Raw genomic sequence first — 23,161 nt, 5'->3', positions numbered from 1 at the left:
CTCAAAATAATTACCACAGAGAAAGTAGGTTTTAAATCATGTTAAACGGCCAAAAAGAATATCGTCAGGAAAAAGATTTTCTTGGAGAAAAAAATATCGAAGCAGATGTATACTACGGTATCCAAACACTTCGTGCAGCAGAGAATTTCCCAATTACAGGCTATAAAATCCATGAGGAAATGATCAATGCGTTAGCGATCGTTAAAAAAGCGGCTGCGCTTGCCAATATGGACGTAAAACGCCTGTATGAAGGAATTGGAAATGCGATTGTCCAAGCAGCAGACGAAATTTTGGAAGGCAAATGGCATGACCAGTTTATCGTCGATCCGATTCAAGGCGGCGCCGGCACATCCATGAACATGAATGCAAATGAAGTGATCGGAAACCGGGCGCTTGAACTGATGGGGCATAACAAAGGCGAGTATATTCATCTCAGCCCGAATACACACGTCAACATGTCACAGTCAACAAACGATGTCTTTCCGACAGCGATTCATATTTCCACTTTGAAGCTTCTCGAAAAACTTCTGGGTACGATGGAAAATATGCATAAGGTGTTTAAGAAAAAAGCGCAGGACTTTGATTCGGTTATTAAAATGGGGCGGACGCATCTTCAAGACGCAGTTCCGATTCGTTTAGGACAAGAATTTGAAGCTTACAGCCGCGTGCTGGAGCGGGATATAAAAAGAATTAAACAATCACGGCAGCATCTGTATGAAGTAAATATGGGAGCAACTGCGGTAGGAACAGGCCTTAATGCGGACCCGCGCTACATTGAGCAGGTCGTTAAACATCTGGCTGATATCAGCGGTCTGCCGTTAGTCGGCGCTGACCATCTTGTTGATGCGACACAAAATACTGACGCATACACAGAAGTATCAGCGGCGTTAAAAGTTTGTATGATGAATATGTCCAAAATCGCCAACGATCTTCGTTTGATGGCATCTGGGCCGCGCGCCGGACTTGCGGAAATTTCCCTTCCTGCACGTCAGCCGGGATCATCCATCATGCCGGGAAAAGTGAACCCGGTCATGGCAGAGCTCATCAACCAGATCGCCTTCCAGGTAATCGGAAACGACCATACGATCTGCTTGGCTTCCGAAGCCGGCCAGCTTGAGCTGAACGTGATGGAGCCTGTGCTCGTATTTAACCTCCTGCAGTCAATCAGCGTGATGAACAACGGATTCCGCTCATTTACTGACTATTGTCTGACAGGCATTGAAGCAAATGAAAAACGCTTGCAGGAATATGTAGAGAAAAGCGCCGGAGTTATTACAGCGGTTAACCCGCATCTTGGCTATGAAGCGGCAGCCAGAATTGCGAGAGAAGCGATTATGTCCGGTAAATCGGTCCGTGACCTTTGCTTACAATATGATGTCTTAACAGAGGAAGAATTGGATATCATTTTAAACCCGTATGAGATGACTAAACCGGGAATAGCGGGAAAAGAGCTCTTTGACAGACAATAAGAAATGAACATTTAGTTCATTCGGCTCCAGCCGGGTGAACTAAATGTTGCATGCTTTGGGATGAGGCAGTATAGTATACTTTGTTGCACTATTTATTGTAAGCGTTTTAGCTTTTTTCTTTAAGGGGGATTTAGGATGAAGGATGTTAGATTGCCAACATTATTTGAAATTATCATTATATTAGGGGGATTCCTCGCGTTAGTACTGTCATTTACAGTTTTTTTAAACTTATCGATACAATTGGCGCTTTTCATTTCCTGGTTTTTAGTCATCATAATTGGAATTCGGCTTGGCCACACATTTCAAGATTTGCAAAAATCTATTATTAACGGAATATCAAACGGCCTTGAAGCTGTCCTGATTCTTGTATCTGTAGGCGCCTTAATCGGAACGTGGATTGCGGGCGGCGTTGTGCCTACCCTGATTTACTACGGTCTGGAATTTATTCATCCGAGTATCTTTTTATTAGCAACTTTAATTATTTGTTCGATTATGTCAGTAGCAACAGGCACTTCATGGGGAACTGTTGGAACAGCCGGAATTGCCATGATTGCCATAGGGGAAGGTCTCGGTATGCCGCTGCCGCTCGTAGCCGGCGCTGTCTTATCCGGAGCTTACTTTGGAGACAAGCTGTCACCGCTGTCTGACAGCACTGTGCTTGCATCCTCGCTTTCAAAAGTGGATGTCCTCAAGCATGTTCGTGCTATGATGGTTTTAGCCATACCGGCTTATATTATTACGGCTATTTTATTTACGATTACTGGGTTTATCTATGGCGGAAAAAATGTAGATTTAAAGAAAGTCGATTCTTTAAAGTCCGCATTACACCAAAACTTCGATATTCAGATTTGGATGCTGATACCGGCTGTTATCGTTGTTGTATTACTAGCACTGAAAAAACCTTCAATGCCTGTGATTGTGGTCGGGGCTTTACTTGGGGCCATCTGGGCTTCCGTATTCCAAGGGATGAACTTTGCAGAAGCCATCGGAACAGCCTACAATGGATTTCACATTGACACTGGCATGAAGTTTATAGATGGGATCCTGAATCGCGGTGGCATTATGGGAATGTTGGACACGCTCGTCGTCATCTTATTCGGTCTCGGCTTCGGCGGATTGTTGGAAAAACTCGGCGTATTGCGGGTCATTGTATCTTTGTTTGAAAAGAAATTGACTTCAGCGGGAAATGTCACCTTAACAACTCTAATCGTCGCGTTTTTGGGAAATATATTAGGCTGTGCGATGTACGTGTCATTGATTTTGACACCGAAAATTATGGAAGACAGTTATGACAAACTGAACATTGACCGAAGAGTTTTATCCCGAAACGCAGAGGTAGGCGGCACATTGACATCTGGAATGGTGCCTTGGTCTGATAACGGAATCTATATGGCTGGTATTCTCGGCGTTTCTACTTTTTCTTACTTGCCTTTTATGTGGCTGAGCTTCGTTTCAATAGGACTCGCAATTATTTACGGCTATACAGGAAAGTTCATTTGGTATACCAAAAACACATCTGCTCAAACTGAAGAAGTAGTATAAGGGAGAGGCGATAGTAAATGATTACTAAACATATGATTCGGACACTAATGATAGAAACACCTACCGTTCCGGGGAATCTAGGAAAAGTGGCAACTGCCATAGGCCTTTTAGGCGGAGATATCGGCGAGGTTGAAACAGTAAAGGTCGGACCCAATTATACAATGCGGAACATTACCGTACAGGTAGAGAATGAAGAACAGCTTCAAGAGGTTATTGACGCCATTGAGGCACTGGGTGAAGGAATCAGGCTTCACACGGTATCAGATGAAGTGCTGTCCGCCCATGAAGGCGGCAAAATTCAAATGAAAAGCAAAATGCCGATCCGATCATTGGCAGAGCTTGGACGTGTGTATACACCGGGCGTTGCAGATGTGTGCAGACTGATTGAGAAAGAACCTGAGAAAGCCGATATTTATACGACCATCAGCAACTCAGTCGCTATTGTTACAGACGGAACGGCGATTCTCGGCCTCGGAAACATTGGTTCGGTTGCGGGTATGCCTGTGATGGAAGGAAAAGCGGCGCTGTTTGACCAGCTTGCTGATATCAGCGGTATTCCAATTTTACTGGATACAACAGATCCTGAGGAAATCATCAATACGGTTAAACACATTTCACCGGGGTTTAACGGTATTTTGCTTGAAGATATCGGATCACCGCATTGCTTTGAAATAGAAGACCGCCTGAAAGAAGAGTTGAATATCCCTGTTATGCACGATGATCAGCACGGGACGGCTGTCGTTACTTTGGCCGCGGCAATCTCCGCATGTAAAAGCGCGGGTGTGGATCTGAAGGAAGCGAAAGTGGGACAAATCGGTCTTGGAGCGGCAGGCGTCGCCATTTGCAGGATGTTTATGGCGTACGGTGTCAAAGCTGTTTTCGGGACAGATAAATCAGAGGATGCAATGAACCGCCTTCAGCAATACGGCGGGAAAACAGCAGCCAACATTGAAGAATTGATGGAAACATGCGATATCATTATTGCCACAACAGGCGTGCCGGGATTAATCAAAAAAGAATTTGTACGGCCTGGACAGGTTATTTTAGCCTTATCAAACCCTAAACCGGAAATCGAGCCTGAGGAAGCATTACAGGCAGGAGCCGCCTATGCAGCTGACGGCCGTTCTGTTAATAATGTACTGGGCTTTCCGGGAATTTTCCGAGGGGCGCTTAATGCAAAAAGTAAGGTCATCAACCATGACATGCTAGTTGCGGCGGCAGAAGCCATCGCTGCTTGTACGAAGCAAGGCGACGTGGTGCCGCAGCCTCTTGATCAGAGAGTTCATGAGGCGGTATCTGCAGCGGTTGAACATGTTGCAGTACGCAATAGTTTGTAAGGTTAAGTGAAACAGCGCCAAGCAAGAATGGCGCTGTTTTTTTATCTATCGGCAGCTGAGCCGCCTCAGAACAAAGCATGAACGTTACATATAAGAGAAGAGGCCGGTCTCAGACAAAACTCTGCTGATTTCTCATGTCAAAAATGCCTAAACCTGTGTATAATAGAGCAAACATATAAGGAGAGTGATCGGCATGTCAAAAAGCAGCGCAAAGAAAAAACGGGCGCATCTGCTTAGAAACGGCGGACAAGACGCCTCATTGTCAAGAGGGCTGGCCCCATCCTTCAGCACACATGTAAGGAAAACAAAAAGTAAAAAAGACAGGCTTGAAAGAAGCAGGTATAAAGGAAGGAATCCTTATGATCGTTATTTAGACAATCATAAGGATTTTTTATGTGCGTAACGTGTCTGATGCACGCCCACGCAAGGAGGTTCTGACGGCATTTCTGATGCGAATCTATTAAAAAAATCATGGCCGCATCGCTTCTTTTATGATTTTTATAAAAGGTAACAGGCATGTTTTCTCTTTTCTTTCATACAATCTATTAAATCAAATCAATAGAGCGTAGGAGGAAAAACATGCGAAAAACATCTTACAAGGAAATCTTTCTGCGGCACGTGAAGGATCATCTGTCTATTTACGTATTTGTCTTTGTTTTATTTCTCATTGGAGTCATATTCGGGGCGATTATTGTCAACAGCATGACAATGACTCAAAAAGAGGATCTGTATTATTACTTAAGCCGGTTTTTTGGACAGCTTTCGGACGGTAAACAGGCGAGTGGCTCGGACATGTTTTGGCAAAGCGTCTTCCATAATGTAAAATACTTAGGCTTGATGTGGATTTTGGGGATTTCGGTCATCGGAATGCCGGTCATTTTTATTATGGTATTTTTGAAAGGGATTGTGGTCGGCTTTACAGTGGGATTCCTCGTGAATCAAATGGGGATGAACGGCTTTTTCTTGTCTTTCATTGCCGTATTGCCGCAAAATGTGCTGCTGATTCCTGCTTATATCATCATGGGAACAGTTGCGATCGCTTTTTCATTAAGACTGATCAGGCAACTGTTTGTCAAGCGGAGTATCAATGAAGCGCCGATTCAGTGGTTTGGAAGGTATGCCCTCGTATTCATTCTCATTTTGATATTGTCGCTTTTGTCCTCTGTTTTCGAGGCCTTTGTCTCTCCTTTGCTCATGGAAAAACTGGCGGCGTATTTTTAAAGGGGAAATTTTTAAAATAATTATTAAAAGAAAATCATTTTATTTATCAGTTTATAATAATTATAGTTGGAACTCCGCGCGTATTTTGTTATAATGAGTCATGGAATGCGGCGTAGGAGGGAAAGACATGGAAAACCGTATCGATCGAATTAAGAAGCAGCTGCACTCATCCAGCTACAAGCTTACGCCACAGCGTGAAGCTACAGTCAGGGTGCTGCTTGAAAACGAAGAAGACCATTTAAGCGCAGAAGATGTATACCTCCTCGTAAAAGAGAAATCTCCTGAGATTGGTCTCGCAACAGTGTACCGTACGCTTGAATTATTAACAGAATTAAAAGTCGTTGATAAAATTAACTTCGGAGACGGCGTATCCCGTTACGACCTTCGCAAAGAAGGGGCAGCTCACTTTCACCACCATCTGGTGTGCATGGAGTGCGGAGCCGTGGACGAAATTGAAGAAGATTTGCTTGGAGACGTAGAAGAAGTGATTGAACGTGATTGGAATTTTAAAATTAAAGATCATAGATTGACATTTCACGGCATCTGCCATCGCTGTCACGGAAACGAAACAAAATAAAGAACATTGCTGAACCTTTTCTCCTGGAGAAAGGGTTTTTTGCTGTTTGAATGTATAAACCCTTTCTGATTTGGCATATGGTTAAATAATCGGATCAACAGAGAAAGGGTCGATTGGGACATGTCAAGATTCTTTAAAGCGGCAGCGGATACTGTAAAGGTCTTTATTCTATTTACCGGTTTTACCGCTTTGTTCTATTATGCTATGATATGGGTGAATTCAGAGTATGAAAACTATCATCGGTATGATAAACCGGAAGGCTCCGCTGTGAAAGTCATTGGAATGGAAGACAAAGAGACAGACGGGTGGCTCGGCCGGTTAATGTTTTTTTACCAAAACGGGGAGTAGATCTGTGTGAAGGATCAATTGAAGGATTTCATCCACTATGTAATGGTTGAAAGAGGGCTTTCTCAAAATACGATGATGTCATATGAGCGTGACTTGAAAAGCTATTCTCTATTTTTAACGGAAACCCTTCAGGTCACCTCTTGGAATGAAGTGACACGGATTCATATTATTCAATACTTAAAGCATTTGAAGGATTCGGGAAAGTCCGGAAAGACATCGGCGCGGCACTTGGCGTCCATTCGTTCTTTTCATCAATTCCTTCTTAGAGAAAAGGTGACGGACAAAGACCCTTCCGTACATATAGAAACACAGAAAACAGAGCGGACGCTGCCGAAGGTCCTGTCGCTGAAAGAAGTTGAACTGCTGCTGGACACGCCAAAGCTGACCAGTCCGTTCGGCTATCGGGACAAAGCGATGCTTGAACTGCTGTATGCCACGGGAATACGGGTCAGCGAAATGATTGATTTGAAGACTTCGGATGTGCATCTGTCAATGGGATTTGTCCGCTGTTTCGGAAAAGGGAGAAAAGAGCGGATCGTGCCGATTGGCGAAACCGCGGCGCACGCCATTGAAGAATATTTGGCAAAAGCCCGTGGAAAACTGCTGAAGAAAAATGTGTCAGACGCTCTTTTTCTGAATCATCACGGCAAACAAATCAGCCGTCAGGGATTTTGGAAAAACCTTAAAAAAATCGCGCTGGAAGCCGGAATAAAAAAAGAACTGACACCGCATACCCTCAGACACTCCTTTGCGACTCATTTGCTGGAAAACGGAGCAGACCTAAGAGCGGTGCAGGAGATGCTTGGGCATGCGGATATCTCTACAACCCAGATTTATACGCATGTAACAAAAACGAGGCTGAAGGATGTGTACAAGCAGTATCATCCGCGCGCCTAGCCGCAGGATGACTGCGGCTTTTTCCTTTAAGGGAAACTGAAAATAATAAAGTTTCTCACTATTTTGCTTTGCATTGCAAATGGGAATGTAAACGGTTTATACTTGAGTTGTCAGACCTCTAAACGATACAATGGACGTATAGAAAAAAAGGAGGCTTTATGATGCCTGCATACAATTATAATCGTGTGTTTTTAATCGTAATGGATTCTGTCGGAATCGGCGAAGCTCCGGATGCCGCTGATTTTGATGATAAAGGAGCAAATACGCTCGGACATATTGCCGAGCACATGAATGGCTTACATATGCCTCATATGGCAAACCTCGGGCTCGGTCTTATCGGCGACATTCAGGGCGTTGAAAAAACGGAGAGTCCGCTGGCGTATTACGGCAAGATGAAAGAAGCTTCAAACGGCAAAGATACAATGACAGGTCATTGGGAAATTATGGGTCTTTACATTGATAAACCGTTTAAAGTTTTTCCGGAAGGCTTTCCTGATGAATTGATTCAGGAGCTTGAAAAGAGATCAGGACGCAAAATCATTGGAAACAAGCCGGCGTCCGGCACTGAAATTTTAGATGAGCTCGGCAAAGAGCATGTTGAAACCGGCGCACTTATTGTCTATACTTCAGCGGACTCTGTGCTGCAAATTGCCGCCCATGAAGAGGTTGTGCCGCTGGATGAGCTGTACAGCATTTGTGAAACGGCAAGAGAGCTGACGCTTGATCCAAAATACATGGTCGGCCGGATTATCGCTAGACCGTTTGTCGGCGAACCCGGAAACTTTAAACGCACGCCAAACCGCCATGACTATGCGCTTAAACCGTTTGAGAGAACTGTTATGAACGAACTGAAAGACAGCGGGTTAGATGTGATCTCCATCGGCAAAATTTCTGATATTTATGATGGCGAAGGAATTACTTCATCCAGAAGAACAGTGTCTAATATGGATGGCATGGACAAGGTGATTGAAACACTTGACGAAGAATTCACCGGAATCAGTTTTGCGAACCTTGTTGACTTTGATGCTTTGTACGGACACCGCCGCGACCCTGAAGGCTACGGACGCGCTTTGGAAGAGTTTGACGCCCGTCTTCCTGAAGTTTTTGAAAAAATGAAAGAAGACGATGTGCTGATCATCACAGCCGACCACGGGAATGATCCGGTTCATCACGGAACAGATCATACGCGGGAATATGTGCCGCTGCTCGTATACAGCAAAAAGCATCAAAAAGCGCAAAAGCTGCCGCTAGCAGATACATTTGCAGATATCGGCGCAACAATTGCCGATAATTTTCACACGAAAAAACCGAAATACGGAAAAAGCTTTTTATCATTATTACAGTAGGGGGACGTCTTCTTGAAACAAAAGATCGAACAAGCTGCCGCTTTTATTAAACAACATGCTCCGCAATCTCCTAAGATCGGTCTGATTTTAGGGTCCGGCCTTGGCATTTTGGCCGACGAAATTGAGGGGGCTGTCAAACTAAAATATGAGGACATACCGGATTTTCCGGTTTCCACAGTTGAAGGGCATGCCGGACAGCTTGTGTTCGGAACCCTTGAAGGCGTTTCGGTTGTTGCGATGCAGGGCCGCTTCCATTTTTACGAAGGATATTCAATGGATAAAGTGACCTTCCCGGTGCGCGTCATGAAGGAGCTTGGAGTGGAAGCGCTCATCGTGACCAATGCGGCCGGAGGCATTAATACAGCATTCCGCGCGGGAGATTTAATGATTATTACAGATCATATTAACTTCATGGGTACCAACCCTCTTATCGGGCCGAATGAAGCTGACTTTGGCGTCAGATTTCCCGATATGTCATCTGCTTATGATAAAGACCTTTCACAACTGGCTGAAAAAATGGCGCAAGAGCTTCAGATTCCCGTTCAAAAAGGCGTATACACGGCTGTGACCGGGCCTTCCTACGAAACACCTGCGGAAGTGCGCTTTTTAAGAACGCTCGGTTCAGATGCTGTCGGCATGTCAACAGTCCCAGAGGTGATTGTGGCAAAACATGCGGGGCTTCGGGTCCTCGGCATTTCCTGCATCTCCAATGCAGCTGCCGGAATACTGGATCAGCCTTTGTCGCATGATGAAGTAATGGAAGTGACAGAAAAGGTGAAAGCCGGATTTTTACAGCTCGTAAAAGCGGTTATCGCAAAATATAAATAAGTTCAATAAGTAAGACAGCTGTTTCAAAGGAAGCAGCTGTCTTTTTTATGTTCGGATTGTGAATGATTTTCCATTCATGGTGTATAAAACCATGCCTCTTGGAAAAAATAAAAGAGATTATGAAATGGAGGGCTTTGGAGATGAAACGTCTGATATCCACTTTATTGATTGGTATTATTTTGCTTACCCTAACACCGTCCGCTCTTGCCGAAAAAGACGGAAAACATACATCAGAACTTGCTCATGAAGCGAAGTCTGCTGTACTGATTGAGCGTGACACAGGCAAGGTTCTTTACAATAAGAACAGCCACGAAAGGTTAGCGCCTGCAAGCATGACCAAAATTATGACGATGCTCTTAATTATGGAAGCGTTAGACAAAGGCAAGATCAAGATGAGCGATAAGGTCAGAACAAGTGAATACGCCGCTTCAATGGGAGGGTCGCAAATTTTCCTCGAACCCGGCGAAGAAATGACCGTAAAAGAAATGCTGAAAGGCATAGCCATTGCTTCAGGAAACGATTCTTCCGTTGCGATGGCAGAATATATATCTGGCTCTGAAGAGGAATTTGTTCAGAAGATGAACAAAAAAGCCAAAGAGCTTGGTTTAAAAGATACAACCTTTAAAAACCCGACCGGACTGCCTGAAAAAGGACATTACAGCTCAGCGTATGACATGGCAATGATGTCCAAAGAGCTATTGAAATACGATAAAATCACCGCTTTTACAGGAACGTATGAAGATTACTTGCGGGAAGATACAGATAAAAAGTTTTGGCTCGTCAACACAAACAGGCTGATCAAATTTTACCCGGGCGTTGACGGCGTAAAAACCGGCTATACAGGAGAAGCGAAATATTGCCTTACCGCTTCTGCTAAAAAAGGAAATATGCGGGCGATCGCGGTCGTTTTCGGCGCGAGCACACCGAAGGACCGGAACGCACAAGTCACCAAAATGCTTGATTATGCTTTCAGCCAATATGAAACACACCCTATGTATAAACGAAATGAAACCGTTGCTAAAGCAAAGGTCAAAAAAGGCAAGCAGAAAACGATCGAACTCTCTACATCTGAACCGATCTCGCTCTTAACGAAAAAAGGCGAGGATACCAAACATGTAAAAAAAGAAATTAAAATGAAAGAACAGATCACCGCTCCTATTAAAAAAGGCGATGTGCTTGGGACACTTATCCTGAAAAAAGACGGGGAAGTGTTGGCTGAAAGCCCGGTGACAGCTAAAGACGATATGGAAAAAGCCGGATTTTTGACATTTCTCAAACGCACAATGGGAGATTGGACAAAATTTAAGTAATTATGCCGAATCGCCACTAGTTTTGTCACGGTGAAGGAATTGCCCCTGATAAAATCGAAACACTCATTATCCGATTAATCAAGGAGGAATGAGCATGAGCCTTGGAATTGACTTCCATGTCAAAGAAACCGTGCTTTGTATTCGATTAACAGGCGAGCTCGATCATCATACGGCAGAGTCCCTTAAACAAAAGGTCGCCAAGTCATTGGAAGCTGAAGACATCCGTCATATTGTGCTGAATCTAGAGGATCTTTCTTTTATGGACAGCTCGGGTCTTGGCGTTATTTTAGGCAGATACAAACAAATCAAGCAGATTGGCGGGGAGATGGTTGTCTGTGCGATCTCACCTGCAGTGAAACGGCTGTTTGATATGTCGGGCCTTTTTAAAATTATCAGATTTGAACAATCTGAACAGCAGGCGCTGCTCACACTGGGGGTGGCTTCATGAAAAACGAGATGAACATTGAATTTTCCGCCCTCAGCCAAAACGAGTCGTTCGCCCGGGTGACAGTCGCCTCATTTATAGCCCAGCTCGATCCGACAATGGATGAATTGACTGAAATTAAAACCGTGGTATCAGAAGCGGTGACAAACGCGATCATTCACGGTTACGAGGAAAATTGCAACGGAAAAGTCTACATTTCGGTGACGTTAGATGATCATGTGGTGTACTTAACCATTCGTGATGAAGGGCTCGGTATTACAGATCTCGACGAAGCACGCCAGCCGTTATTTACGACAAAGCCTGAGCTCGAGCGTTCAGGAATGGGCTTTACGATTATGGAAAACTTTATGGACGATGTCAGTGTTGATTCATCACCTGAAATGGGGACGACGATACGCTTAACAAAGCACTTATCAAAAAGCAAAGCGCTTTGTAATTAAGGAGATTTGTTATGGATGTGGAGGTTAAGAAAAACAGTAAAAACGCGCAGCTGAAGGACCACGAAGTCAAGGATTTAATTAAAAGAAGCCAAGACGGCGACCAGCAGGCAAGAGACCTCCTCATAGAAAAAAACATGCGTCTTGTATGGTCAGTTGTTCAGCGATTTTTAAACAGAGGCTATGAGCCTGATGACCTTTTTCAAATCGGATGTATCGGGTTATTAAAATCAGTTGATAAATTCGATTTATCGTATGATGTCCGTTTTTCCACATATGCCGTCCCCATGATCATCGGTGAAATTCAGCGTTTTATCAGAGATGACGGAACCGTAAAAGTGTCTAGATCTTTAAAAGAGCTCGGAAATAAAATTCGGCGTGCGAAAGATGAACTGTCTAAAACATACGGAAGAGTGCCGACCGTTCAAGAGATCGCGGAGCACTTGGAGATTGATGCGGAGGATGTCGTACTCGCTCAAGAAGCCGTGCGCGCCCCTTCATCCATTCATGAAACAGTGTATGAAAACGATGGAGATCCCATCACGCTGCTCGATCAAATCGCCGATCACTCGGAAGAAAAGTGGTTTGATAAAATCGCGCTCAAAGAAGCGATCAGTGATTTGGAAGAACGGGAAAAGCTCATCGTTTATCTCAGGTATTATAAAGACCAAACCCAATCAGAGGTTGCTGAACGGCTTGGGATATCGCAAGTGCAAGTATCAAGGCTTGAAAAGAAAATCTTAAAGCAGATTAAAGTTCAGATGGACCATACAGAAAGCTAGCCTTTTCATAAGGCTAGCTTTTTTATGTTAGATTGGTGGTAATTTATGGTCTTTCGGTGCGGATGAATGATAAAACAATCAAACCACATACTACATATATAACCACCCGAAAGATGGTGACCCATGATGGAACGACGCATATTTATCAGACTCCGCCACCGGGTGCTGGCACATCCGGGTGATATCATCACAGTCGGACATGCCGCACAAATTGAAGGACAGCACCAGCTGAAAAAGCGGCTGTCAGCCTTGCCCCTTTACCAGGTGAGCAAAAAAGATAAAAACATCGTGATCCTGGATATCATAAAAGTGCTGAAAGCCATCCATAAAGCTGATCCGACGCTCGATGTCCAAACGGTTGGAGGAGCGGAGACCATTGTCGAGATTCAATATAAAAAAAGGCGATTATCCGGCGTTCTCTTTATTGGCGTTTGGATGCTTCTATTCATCGGGTCTTGTCTTGCGATTATGAATTTTCATGAAGATGTGAGCATGAGAGATGTTCATATTGCGTTATATGAAATGATTACCGGAGAGCGGAATGAATATCCGTATCTTCTACAGATCCCGTACAGCATCGGTCTTGGTTTGGGCATGATCATCTTTTTTAATCATGTTTTTAAAAAGCGCCTTAACGAAGAGCCAAGCCCGCTTGAAGTTGAGATGTTTAATTATCAGCTTGATCTCGATGAATATGTGGCGATGAATGAAAATCAAGAAACGACAAAGGACTTGCATGATCGTTAGTATTTTGTTCGTTATGTTTGTCGGGCTTGGGGGCGGCTTAACAGTGGGGGCTGGGTTTGTCGCATTTCTCACCGTTATGGGGATTATTCCGCGACTCATGCAGCTGACCAAAACCATGCGATTTATTCAGGCCTATGAAGGTGCTGTTATATTAGGCGCTGTTTATGGAGGCTGGGAAACGCTGCACATGAATCATCTCTTTTTGTCAAAATGGCTCGCGGTCCCGGTCGGGCTGCTTGCCGGTGTATTTATCGGTATGCTTGCGGCCGCCCTGACAGAAGTGTTAAACGTTTTGCCTATTTTAGCAAAACGAATCGGCCTAGGCAGCAAAATCATCATTCTTATCATGGCCATAGTATTTGGCAAAATAGCGGGATCTTTGTTTCATTGGCTGTATTTTATCCATCATTTTTAAGGAGGTTCCTTCATGTCTAATTTAAAGGAAAATTACAAATCAAAAGTTAAAACCTATCAGCCGAAGCCGCCGTACATATGGAACTGCGTAAAAGCCTTTCTAGTCGGCGGTTTGATTTGCATGATTGGTCAAGCCTTGCAGAATTTCTACATCCACTTTTTTGATTTTAATGAAAAAACCGCGGGTAATCCAACTGCGGCAACATTGATCTTACTTTCCGCCTTACTTACCGGTTTTGGCATTTATGATAGAATCGGACAGTTTGCCGGAGCGGGATCTGCTGTTCCGGTCACAGGCTTCGCCAACAGTATGGCAAGCGCCGCGCTTGAACATAGAAGCGAAGGGCTTGTGCTGGGTGTTGGGACAAACATGTTTAAACTCGCCGGAAACGTCATTGTGTTTGGAGTTGTGGCAGCTTATATTGTCGGAATGATTCGGTTTGCTTTTGAAAGAATGTTTTCATAGGAGGAGAAGGAAATGAAATTAACTGGAAAGCAAACCTGGGTGTTTGAACATCCCATATTTGTGAATTCAGAAGGAACGGCAGTGGGGCCTAAGGAAAAAGACGGCCCGCTTGGATCTTTATTTGATAAAACCTATGATGAAATGCATTGTAATCAAAAAAACTGGGAAATGGCAGAACGGCAGTTAATGGAGGATGCGGTCAGCTCTGCTTTGCAAAAAAACAATTTGCAAAAAGACGATATCGACCTGTTTCTCGCAGGAGATCTCCTCAATCAGAATGTTACGGCGAATTATGTGGCGAGACATCTGAAAATCCCGTTCCTTTGTATGTTTGGAGCGTGCTCAACATCCATGGAAACCGTCGCTGTTGCATCTGCCCTGATTGATGGAGGGTTTGCGAACAGAGCGATTGCTGCGACAAGCAGCCATAATGCAACCGCAGAACGGCAATTCCGGTATCCTACGGAGTACGGCGGCCAAAAACCGGATACGGCAACTTCGACAGTTACAGGAAGCGGGGCTGTGGTTATCAGCCAGACGCCGAGTGAGATCCAAATCACAAGTGCCACCGTCGGAAAAGTAAGCGACCTTGGCATTACCGATCCGTTTGATATGGGATCGGCTATGGCACCTGCCGCAGCCGACACGATCAAACAGCACTTGAAGGATATGAACCGGACTGCTGATGATTATGATCTTATTCTGACAGGCGACCTCTCAGGCGTCGGTTCGCCTATTGTCAAAGATTTGTTAAAAGATGAGGGGTTTTCTCTCGGGACAAAACATGATGATTGCGGGCTTCTCATTTATACGCCGGACCAGCAGGTGTTTGCGGGTGGAAGCGGCTGCGCCTGCTCCGCTGTAGTCACGTACACCTACATTTTTAATCAGCTAAAAGCGGGAGAACTCAACCGCGTTTTGGTTGTAGCGACCGGTGCGCTGTTAAGTCCGACGATGATACAGCAAAAAGAATCTATCCCGACGATTGCCCATGGTGTTGTATTTGAGCGTGCAGGAGGTGCATCTTAATGGACTATCTTCTTGCTTTTGTATGCGGAGGCGCAATCTGCATTATCGGCCAGATCTTATTAGATGTTTTCAAATTAACGCCGGCTCACGTGATGACATCCTTTGTTGTAGCCGGCGCCATATTGGACGGATTTGGAATTTATGATAAATTTATTGAATTTGCAGGAGGGGGCGCTACTGTTCCTATCGTCAGCTTTGGCCACAGCCTTCTGCATGGCGCTATGCATCAGGCGCATGTACACGGCTTTATCGGCATCGGAATGGGGATTTTCGAACTGACATCTGCGGGAATCTCAGCCGCCATTTTATTCGCTTTTCTTGTAGCCGTTATTTTCAAACCGAAAGGATAATGCCGACATGACGACAAAACGGAAGGTCATACTTGTTACTGACGGGGATATCTATGCTGCTAAAACCATCGAATATGCAGCCGCGCAAGTGGGAGGGCGCTGCATTTCGCAATCAAAGGGCAATCCTTCGGTCAGGAGCGGGGCGGAACTAGTGAAAATGATTCATTCGGCCCCGTATGACCCGGTGTTTGTCATGTTTGATGACTCCGGTCTGCAAGGAGAAGGACCGGGGGAAACCGCTCTGAAATATGTTGCCTCTCATCCCTCAATAGAAGTGCTCGGTGTGATAGCGGTTGCGTCTAAGACCCATCAGGCTGAGTGGACAAAGGTCGATGTAAGTATTGACCGGGATGGAGAATTAACCGAATTTGGAGTGGATAAAATCGGGATGAGGGAATTTGATGAGCACAGAATGAGCGGAGACACCGTCTATTGTCTTGATAAACTCGATGTCCCTCTTATTGTCGGTATCGGCGATATAGGAAAAATGGGCAGAAAAGACGATATCAGCAAAGGATCGCCGATTACCATGAAGGCTGTCGAGTATATTTTAGAAAGGAGCGGGTATCATGGCGGACAAATCGAAAGAGAAAATAAGAGTATACCGGGATCCTTCAAAAAATGAAGCGTATTATAAAAACAGGGTCGGCATGGGAACAAGCTATGATGTCGGTGTCCGCAAACTTAATATATTAGACCGGGAAGTTCAGCTTTATTATCTGAATGGACTATGTGATACAGCTTATATTATTCATTTGATGAGAGAACTTTTAGCCATTAATAATCGTAAAGAGGATTCAGATGAGTTAATAAACATTGTGGAAAACAGATTGCTGAATGCACAGGTAGAAAAAGTTGAAACATTGGACGAAGCAACAGATCAAGTCTTATCCGGATTGATTGCCGTTATTGTTGAAGATGCGGGCTTTGCATTTATCATTGATGTAAGGAGTTATCCCGGGCGGATGCCGGAAGAGCCTGATACAGAGAAGGTTGTTCGGGGCGCCAGAGACGGATTCGTCGAAAATATCGTCGTCAACACGGCTTTGATCAGAAGACGGATCAGGGATGAGCGTCTTCGTATTAAAATGACAAAAGTCGGTGAACGGTCAAAAACCGATATCAGCATTTGCTATATTGAGGATATTGCAGACCCCGATTTGGTCAGCATCGTCGAAAAAGAAGTTGAATCTATTGAGATTGACGGTTTAACGATGGCGGATAAAACAGTAGAGGAATTTATGGTGAAACAGCGCTATAATCCGTTTCCGCTTGTCCGTTATACGGAAAGGCCAGATGTAGCTGCCAATCATATACTTGAAGGGCATGTCATTGTAATGGTGGATACGTCACCAAGCGTTATTATTACCCCGACGACCATTTTCCACCATGTACAGCATGCCGAGGAATACAGACAAGCTCCCTCTGTCGGCACGTTTCTCAGATGGGTCAGATTTTTTGGCATTTTATCATCGACCGTATTGCTGCCGCTTTGGTTCTTGTTTGTCCTCGATCCATGGCTTCTGCCCGAGAGACTTGATTTTATCGGATTAAACAAAAATACTCATATCCCGATTGTCCTTCAAATTTTCTTAGCGGACTTAGGTGTTGAATTTCTCAGAATGGCAGCCATTCATACTCCGACCGCTTTGTCTACAGCCATGGGGCTGATTGCGGCAGTCCTGATCGGTCAGATTGCGATTGACGTCGGCCTCTTTTCATCGGAAGTTATTTTGTATGTCTCGCTTGCCGCTATCGGCACTTTTACAACACCGAGCTATGAATTGAGCGTGGCGAACAAAATGGCTCGCCTATTGCTGTTGGTATTTGTTGCTTTATTTCATGTGAAAGGATTTGTAATCGGATTGACATTGCTCATTATTTCAATGGCAAACATCAAATCCCTTCAAACCCCTTATTTATGGCCGTTCATTCCTTTTAATGGAAAGGCATTATGGCAGGTGCTTGTCCGCACGGCTGTCCCTGGTGAAAAAGTCCGGCCGAGCATTGTCCACCCTAAAAATCGTGAAAGGCAGCCTGACAATTCATAATCACATTGAAACCGACTGAAGATTATGATATTGTATGTCTTAACTTATATGAGAACTACTAGGGAAGGGCCTTTCAAAACGGTCCTTTTCACCCATAGGCGGACCAGAAAGAGGGAATGACATTGTTTTTACATGGGACATGCAGACAAAATCAGCACGGTCATTTGGAAATCGGAGGCGTGGACGCGCTTCATTTAGCGGAAAATTACGGCACTCCTCTTTATGTATATGATGTGGCTTTAATACGTGAGCGCGCTAAAAGCTTTCAACAGGCGTTTACTGCTGCCGGGTTAAAAGCGCAGGTCGCTTATGCGAGCAAGGCATTTTCTTCAGTCGCGATGATTCAGCTGGCGCAGGAAGAAGGGCTGTCATTAGATGTGGTTTCCGGCGGAGAGCTGTATACCGCGATTTCGGCTGGATTTCCGGCGGAACGCATACATTTTCACGGGAACAATAAGAGCAGGGAAGAGCTGCAAATGGCACTTGAGCATCATATCGGCTGTATTGTCGTTGACAACTTTTATGAAATATCATTAATTGAAGAACTGTGCAAAGAGTCTGGTTACACTGTTGATGTTCTGCTCCGGATTACCCCCGGTGTAGAAGCGCATACACATGATTACATCACGACAGGCCAAGAAGATTCAAAATTCGGTTTTGATCTGAATAATGGCCAGACAGAACGGGCGATTGAACAGATTCTGCCTTCAAACCACATCCGTTTGCTTGGTGTGCATTGCCATATCGGTTCGCAAATTTTTGACACAGCCGGTTTTGTATTGGCCGCGGAAAAAATCTTCACGAAACTGGATGAATGGAGAGAATCATACTCCTTTATCTCGAAAGTGCTGAACTTAGGCGGCGGATTCGGAATCCGTTATACAGAAGAGGATGAGCCGCTGCCGGCAACAGTATACGTGGAGAAAATTATCGAAGCTGTAAAAGCAAACGCTGAGCGGTATTCTTTTTCCATTCCTGAAATCTGGATTGAACCGGGACGTTCACTTGTCGGAGACGCGGGAACAACACTTTATACAGTAGGGGCACAAAAAGAAGTACCCGGAACCCGCCGGTACGCAGCGGTCGACGGAGGCATGAGCGACAATATCCGCCCCGCGCTTTATCAGGCGAAGTATGAAGCGATTTCAGCCAATCGGATTGAAGAAGAGCATAATACAACGGTTTCCATCGCCGGAAAGTGCTGTGAGAGCGGAGATATGCTGATCTGGGACATTGATCTTCCTGAAGTAAAAGCGGGCGACCTTCTCGCGGTATTTTGTACAGGTGCATACGGCTACAGTATGGCGAACAATTACAATCGTATTCCAAGGCCCGCTGTTGTGTTTGTAGAAGACGGGGAAGCCCATCTTGTCATTAAAAGAGAAACATATGAAGACATTGTCAAATTAGATTTGCCCTTTAAAACGAAAGTAAAGCAATAAAAAAAGCGCCGGAATTTCGGCGCTTTTTTCTTTATCCGTTGGAGTTTGACTCGCTGCCGCCGGTGAAGATGGAGACAATCGCATTCCAGATGGATACAAAGAAATCAATCACTTTCTGAATAAAACCTTTTCCTTCATCTGAATCAAGGAACTTTGTGATCTTATCTTTTGCTTTATCAAGCTGATCGCCGACCTGGCCCCAGTCAATATTGACATTTTTCATCTTATTAAACAGGGAAACCAATTGATTTTTCTGGGCATCTGTCAGCGTGACGTTCAATTCAGATGCCGCGTCATCCACTTTCTTTTCGATGTCAGCTTTATTATCGGGTACGCCGTTTTTAGCGAAATCTTCTTTTATTTTTGCGATAAGGGCAGAAGCATTCTTATCACCAATGTCATTGCCAAGTTCTGACGTCGTTACAAGCTCTTCATTTGCCACTTGTTTAACATCCTCAGAAATTGCTTCATCAGAAGAGACTTCATAAGCTTTAATCAGGCCGGTTAAAGCGGCTGTGCCAGACACTTCAAAAGGAGCCGTTACATAAACTTTGGCATCCTTAACACCGGCTGTCATAAGCGCATTTAAGTACATTTCATCCGTAATTGTATCGATATTGTGCGTCTCAACGTTTAACCCGGAACCTTTTTTCGCGATGGTAATGGAAGATGAAGAAATCGCTCTTGTGCCGATTTGCGCCCTTGGTATATATTTTCCTAAGTATTCGTGCTCTTCTTTATTAGTCACGGTTACTTTTGTCGCGTTATCAGGAGCATTCATTTCATCAAGGACTTTTTGCCGATTTTCATTCGATAAATCCGCTCCAAGCGTGACAATTACATCTCCTACCGCCGCATCGGCGAGACTGACTTTCGGAATCGTCAGCAGCAAAACAGACGCTGCAAGCATTCCAATCCAAATTTTCTTCAAAGCAGTTTGACCTCCTTCATTTCACAAACGGCATAATATCTCCTTTTGTGAGAAGCTGCATCCATTATAATAAATGCAGCTACGAAAGTATAGACGGCTCAAATAACATTCAAGTTTCATTTTATTGCAATTATGGGCGATAGATTCGTTTTAAGTCGAGAGGTATGGTATAATAGCCGCGAAAAGGAGAGAACTTGCAGCAAATAAATACATAAAGATCTCCTTTAAAAATCTTAAAATAAAGAAAGTGGGCATACAATTGAAAACAGGTTACTTTTTATTAGAAGACGGCAATAAAATCGAATTTGAACTATATCCGGAAGAAGCGCCGGGAACTGTTGCAAACTTTGAGAAGCTTGCAAACGAAGGATTTTATGACGGTGTGACTTTTCACCGAGTCATTCCAGGTTTCGTAAGCCAGGGCGGTGACCCAACAGGAACAGGAGCAGGCGGCCCAGGATACACCATCAAATGTGAAACAGAAGGAAATCCGCACACACATGAAGCGGGCGCACTATCTATGGCTCACGCAGGAAAAGACACAGGCGGAAGCCAATTCTTCATCGTCCATGAGCCGCAGCCGCATCTAAACGGCGTACACACTGTTTTTGGCAAAGTGACAAGCGGTTTAGAATTTGCTAAAGGCATGTCTAATGGCGATGTAATGAAGGAAGTACGTGTACAAGGTTAATAAATCATGAGCTTATCCTATACAGGATAAGCTTTTTTATAAGAACTAACTGTATCGTGTACTGAATTTTCAGCATGTGATCTAATTAACCGGATTCCTTTGGGAGTCCTTTTTTTGATTTATGGACTCTAATGTAAAAAAATAAATAAATGCAAAGTAAATTTCATTTAGGGACAAAATACTTTTGATAAACATAGAAGGGAGGTAATTGAGATGAAAAAAATGAGGTTTATTTCGTGTGTGATACTTGCCGTGAGCATCATGATACCCGCATTAGATACGAAAGCTTTAACTTTTAACGTCTTACCAATCAAACAAGTTACAAAGCAATGGTCAGTTGAGATTAGTAAAGCTAAAGTAGATAAGAATGTATCATGGCCTGAAAAAGGGAAATATAATACTTATTCAATGGAAATCAAAAACGTTGGTAACGATGCAGCAACCGCTGAAATCCAAATGTATAGAAATGAACCAGATTCAACTACAAGGCTCTCACTTTTTGGCTGTCCTGATGGCAAGTGTAAAAAACAAATTGAGGATGCACAATCTCTTGCCAGGAGCTTGAATAACGGAAATCCTGTTCAATATCTCAACTTTATGCTAGCGGAGGAAGCAACAGAATTAGAAGTGGATATTATATGGACTCAGAAGGGGCAAGAAGGCAGAGATTTAAAAGAAACCTTTAGATTCACTGAAAATGGTGTTAATTAATTGAAAGCGGGCTGTCAAATCGACAGTCCTTTTCCGTATTTTAAAGCAGAAGAATATTAAGATCTCCTTTATCATACATATAAAGACGTTTGATTTAGGAGGAGACGAACTTGGCAGCTCTATGTTTTTGACGGTATAATTCCATTTTCGATTCTCTATACATTCGTAAGTTTTATTAAATCAAAACAAAATAATCATTTTAATCATTTGAACTTTTAAATGGGTAGGCTGATAGAAGCTTTGAGCAAGAAGTTGAGATTATGAATATAGTCTTTCAAGCTATGTTTTTCCATAAATGGATAATGTATAATGAATAAAGCAATTCATCCTAAATAGAAATGAGAATCCAATATGAGAGTGATATTTTTTATTTTTTCTGTAGTTGTTTTAACTTCTGTGATCACCGCCTTAGCTTATGATAAGACGGGGGCCAATGAACAAGAACCAGTAAACAGCTTATACGTTTCTTCTGATGGAAATGATCAGAATGAAGGAACGAAAACAAAGCCGTTTCGCACACTGAAGCACGCGGCTGAAAAGGCTGTGGCCGGAACAACCGTACTTATTCGGAAAGGTACGTATAAAGAAACACTCGAAGTGAAGCATAGCGGTACCAATGGAAAGCCCATCACGTTCCGAAACTATCAAAATGAACAGGTCGTTATCAGCGGAGAATCCGCCGCGGATGAAGAATATGAAATACCATTAATTCAGATTAACAATAAGAATTACATCACAATCAGCGGTTTGAGGTTTGAGAATCTTTCTGTTTCATCGGAGGAAGCAACCGCTATGGGGATTTTTGTTACTGGCTCCAGCAGCCATATCACCATTCAGAATAACCATGTTCGGAACATAAAGACGACAGCGGATGAAGGTAATGCTCACGGAATTGCGGTCTATGGAACGGGCAGCATGAAAGACATTAAGATCACGGATAATACGGTTGAAAAGCTGACGCTCGGAGCGAGTGAAGCGGTTGTGCTAAACGGAAACATTGACGGCTTCACGATTGCTGGCAATGTGGTCCGTGACAATAACAATATTGGTATCGATCTGATTGGATATGAAGGAACAGCGGATCAAAACGATTATGTGCGAAACGGCGTCGTAGAAAACAATACAGTTTACCATAACTCGACTTACGGAAATCCTGCTTATGGAGATGATTACTCCGCAGGCGGAATATACGTCGATGGAGGACAACATATTGAGATCAAGAAAAACACGGTTTACAACAACGATATCGGAATTGAAGCAACCTCTGAACACAAAGGAAAATATGCTGAGGATATTCAAATAACCGAAAACAAGGTGTACGATAATGCTTACACTGGTATTTCAATCGGAGGATACGATAAACAGCGGGGCGGCACCATTAATTCTGTGATTGCTCACAACGTTATTTACCGCAATGACACAAAAGGGCTTTATGGCGGACAGCTGCTCTTACAGCATGATACAAAAGATAACAAGATCGAAAAGAACATTGTGACTGCAAGTGATTCGAGGGTATTTATCGCAAACGATTTTACGACAAACGAAGGTAATGTGGTGAATTACAACGTCTACCACAAGGAAGCTGATAAAGACGGCATATGGATTTGGAAAAAGCATGAATATGACTCGTTTTCAACGTATCAAAAAGCAACGAAAAACGATCTGGATTCTATTTATGCCGATCCGATGTATAGTGACGAAGCTTCTTATGATTTTACGCTAAAGCCGGGTTCACCAGCACATTCTATTATCGAGTAAGCTAAGGACATTTGTCAGCAGAAAAAGGTGGG

The 23,161-nt window shown here is 43.7% G+C and carries 26 protein-coding genes; 25 read left to right on the top strand and 1 reads right to left on the bottom strand.

Annotated elements, in window-relative coordinates:
- Window positions 1-38 precede the first annotated feature (38 nt).
- The 22 genes from aspA to lysA all read left to right on the top strand — a co-directional run bounded on the left by aspA (window position 39) and on the right by lysA (window position 19,038).
- Window positions 39-1,469: an aspartate ammonia-lyase gene (gene aspA, locus AAHT65_RS19170; RefSeq protein WP_003325560.1), complete on the top strand. Its 1,431-nt coding sequence runs from the start codon at window positions 39-41 to the stop codon at window positions 1,467-1,469.
- Between the two features lie 135 nt (window positions 1,470-1,604).
- The gene (gene nhaC, locus AAHT65_RS19165) at window positions 1,605-3,011 is read left to right on the top strand and encodes a Na+/H+ antiporter NhaC (RefSeq protein WP_343310679.1); all 1,407 of its coding nucleotides are present in this window, start codon (window positions 1,605-1,607) and stop codon (window positions 3,009-3,011) included.
- A 17-nt stretch (window positions 3,012-3,028) separates the two neighbouring features.
- Window positions 3,029-4,348 carry an NAD-dependent malic enzyme gene (locus AAHT65_RS19160; RefSeq protein WP_106033493.1) on the top strand — a complete coding sequence of 440 codons (1,320 nt, stop codon included), beginning with the start codon at window positions 3,029-3,031 and terminating at the stop codon, window positions 4,346-4,348.
- Window positions 4,349-4,541: 193 nt separating this feature from the next.
- The gene (locus AAHT65_RS19155) at window positions 4,542-4,751 is read left to right on the top strand and encodes a hypothetical protein (protein ID WP_343310678.1); all 210 of its coding nucleotides are present in this window, start codon (window positions 4,542-4,544) and stop codon (window positions 4,749-4,751) included.
- Window positions 4,752-4,927: 176 nt separating this feature from the next.
- A complete protein-coding gene (spoIIM, locus tag AAHT65_RS19150) occupies window positions 4,928-5,569 on the top strand; it encodes a stage II sporulation protein M (RefSeq protein ID WP_106033494.1) in 642 nt (213 codons plus the stop codon).
- Between the two features lie 127 nt (window positions 5,570-5,696).
- Complete coding sequence (gene fur / locus AAHT65_RS19145) at window positions 5,697-6,146, top strand: ferric iron uptake transcriptional regulator (protein ID WP_003325565.1); 450 nt, start codon at window positions 5,697-5,699, stop codon at window positions 6,144-6,146.
- A 120-nt stretch (window positions 6,147-6,266) separates the two neighbouring features.
- The gene (locus AAHT65_RS19140; RefSeq protein WP_003325567.1) at window positions 6,267-6,494 is read left to right on the top strand and encodes a YqzK family protein; all 228 of its coding nucleotides are present in this window, start codon (window positions 6,267-6,269) and stop codon (window positions 6,492-6,494) included.
- A 6-nt stretch (window positions 6,495-6,500) separates the two neighbouring features.
- Window positions 6,501-7,391, top strand: a complete 891-nt coding sequence (gene xerD, locus AAHT65_RS19135; RefSeq protein ID WP_003325568.1) for a site-specific tyrosine recombinase XerD — start codon at window positions 6,501-6,503, stop codon at window positions 7,389-7,391.
- 161 nt (window positions 7,392-7,552) lie between these two features.
- On the top strand, window positions 7,553-8,737 hold the full coding sequence (deoB, locus tag AAHT65_RS19130; protein WP_035175196.1) for a phosphopentomutase: 1,185 nt from the start codon (window positions 7,553-7,555) through the stop codon (window positions 8,735-8,737).
- 12 nt (window positions 8,738-8,749) lie between these two features.
- Window positions 8,750-9,565, top strand: coding sequence for a purine nucleoside phosphorylase I, inosine and guanosine-specific (locus tag AAHT65_RS19125; RefSeq protein ID WP_061670055.1), 816 nt, complete (start codon window positions 8,750-8,752; stop codon window positions 9,563-9,565).
- A 140-nt stretch (window positions 9,566-9,705) separates the two neighbouring features.
- Window positions 9,706-10,875 (top strand): D-alanyl-D-alanine carboxypeptidase family protein, encoded by a 1,170-nt coding sequence (locus tag AAHT65_RS19120; protein WP_003325571.1) that lies wholly within the window; start codon window positions 9,706-9,708, stop codon window positions 10,873-10,875.
- A gap of 94 nt (window positions 10,876-10,969) precedes the next feature.
- On the top strand, window positions 10,970-11,323 hold the full coding sequence (gene spoIIAA, locus AAHT65_RS19115) for an anti-sigma F factor antagonist (RefSeq protein WP_010789112.1): 354 nt from the start codon (window positions 10,970-10,972) through the stop codon (window positions 11,321-11,323).
- On the top strand, window positions 11,320-11,760 hold the full coding sequence (gene spoIIAB, locus AAHT65_RS19110; protein WP_003325573.1) for an anti-sigma F factor: 441 nt from the start codon (window positions 11,320-11,322) through the stop codon (window positions 11,758-11,760). Before spoIIAA ends, spoIIAB begins: the two co-directional genes overlap by 4 nt.
- A gap of 11 nt (window positions 11,761-11,771) precedes the next feature.
- On the top strand, window positions 11,772-12,539 hold the full coding sequence (sigF, locus tag AAHT65_RS19105; protein WP_003325574.1) for an RNA polymerase sporulation sigma factor SigF: 768 nt from the start codon (window positions 11,772-11,774) through the stop codon (window positions 12,537-12,539).
- Window positions 12,540-12,665: 126 nt separating this feature from the next.
- The gene (locus AAHT65_RS19100; RefSeq protein ID WP_003325575.1) at window positions 12,666-13,286 is read left to right on the top strand and encodes a stage V sporulation protein AA; all 621 of its coding nucleotides are present in this window, start codon (window positions 12,666-12,668) and stop codon (window positions 13,284-13,286) included.
- A complete protein-coding gene (locus AAHT65_RS19095) occupies window positions 13,276-13,701 on the top strand; it encodes a stage V sporulation protein AB (RefSeq protein ID WP_003325576.1) in 426 nt (141 codons plus the stop codon). The genes AAHT65_RS19100 and AAHT65_RS19095 overlap by 11 nt, the downstream gene beginning before the upstream one ends.
- Before the next feature lie 12 nt (window positions 13,702-13,713).
- Complete coding sequence (gene spoVAC / locus AAHT65_RS19090; RefSeq protein WP_003325577.1) at window positions 13,714-14,166, top strand: stage V sporulation protein AC; 453 nt, start codon at window positions 13,714-13,716, stop codon at window positions 14,164-14,166.
- Between the two features lie 12 nt (window positions 14,167-14,178).
- A complete protein-coding gene (gene spoVAD, locus AAHT65_RS19085; protein ID WP_088117516.1) occupies window positions 14,179-15,195 on the top strand; it encodes a stage V sporulation protein AD in 1,017 nt (338 codons plus the stop codon).
- Window positions 15,195-15,545 (top strand): stage V sporulation protein AE, encoded by a 351-nt coding sequence (gene spoVAE, locus AAHT65_RS19080; RefSeq protein WP_003325579.1) that lies wholly within the window; start codon window positions 15,195-15,197, stop codon window positions 15,543-15,545. The genes spoVAD and spoVAE overlap by 1 nt, the downstream gene beginning before the upstream one ends.
- Before the next feature lie 7 nt (window positions 15,546-15,552).
- On the top strand, window positions 15,553-16,170 hold the full coding sequence (locus tag AAHT65_RS19075; RefSeq protein WP_088117515.1) for a stage V sporulation protein AE: 618 nt from the start codon (window positions 15,553-15,555) through the stop codon (window positions 16,168-16,170).
- Window positions 16,115-17,596 carry a spore germination protein gene (locus tag AAHT65_RS19070; RefSeq protein WP_003325581.1) on the top strand — a complete coding sequence of 494 codons (1,482 nt, stop codon included), beginning with the start codon at window positions 16,115-16,117 and terminating at the stop codon, window positions 17,594-17,596. The genes AAHT65_RS19075 and AAHT65_RS19070 overlap by 56 nt, the downstream gene beginning before the upstream one ends.
- A gap of 122 nt (window positions 17,597-17,718) precedes the next feature.
- Window positions 17,719-19,038, top strand: a complete 1,320-nt coding sequence (gene lysA, locus AAHT65_RS19065; protein ID WP_088117513.1) for a diaminopimelate decarboxylase — start codon at window positions 17,719-17,721, stop codon at window positions 19,036-19,038.
- A gap of 31 nt (window positions 19,039-19,069) precedes the next feature.
- On the opposite strand, the gene AAHT65_RS19060 is transcribed toward lysA, so the two are convergent.
- Window positions 19,070-19,969, bottom strand: a complete 900-nt coding sequence (locus AAHT65_RS19060; RefSeq protein WP_343310677.1) for a DUF1002 domain-containing protein — start codon at window positions 19,967-19,969, stop codon at window positions 19,070-19,072.
- A gap of 259 nt (window positions 19,970-20,228) precedes the next feature.
- On the opposite strand from AAHT65_RS19060, the gene AAHT65_RS19055 reads away from it, so the two are divergent.
- The 3 genes from AAHT65_RS19055 to AAHT65_RS19045 all read left to right on the top strand — a co-directional run bounded on the left by AAHT65_RS19055 (window position 20,229) and on the right by AAHT65_RS19045 (window position 23,129).
- On the top strand, window positions 20,229-20,660 hold the full coding sequence (locus tag AAHT65_RS19055; protein ID WP_010789102.1) for a peptidylprolyl isomerase: 432 nt from the start codon (window positions 20,229-20,231) through the stop codon (window positions 20,658-20,660).
- A gap of 213 nt (window positions 20,661-20,873) precedes the next feature.
- On the top strand, window positions 20,874-21,371 hold the full coding sequence (locus AAHT65_RS19050) for a hypothetical protein (RefSeq protein ID WP_425524834.1): 498 nt from the start codon (window positions 20,874-20,876) through the stop codon (window positions 21,369-21,371).
- Between the two features lie 351 nt (window positions 21,372-21,722).
- Window positions 21,723-23,129, top strand: coding sequence for a right-handed parallel beta-helix repeat-containing protein (locus AAHT65_RS19045; protein WP_343310676.1), 1,407 nt, complete (start codon window positions 21,723-21,725; stop codon window positions 23,127-23,129).
- Window positions 23,130-23,161 lie beyond the last annotated feature (32 nt).

Source organism: Bacillus atrophaeus (assembly GCF_039519175.1).
GTDB classification, from domain to species: Bacteria; Bacillota; Bacilli; order Bacillales; family Bacillaceae; genus Bacillus; species Bacillus atrophaeus.
The sequence above is the reverse complement of the archived record's forward strand: the minus strand, read 5'-3'. Positions and strand labels throughout refer to the sequence as shown.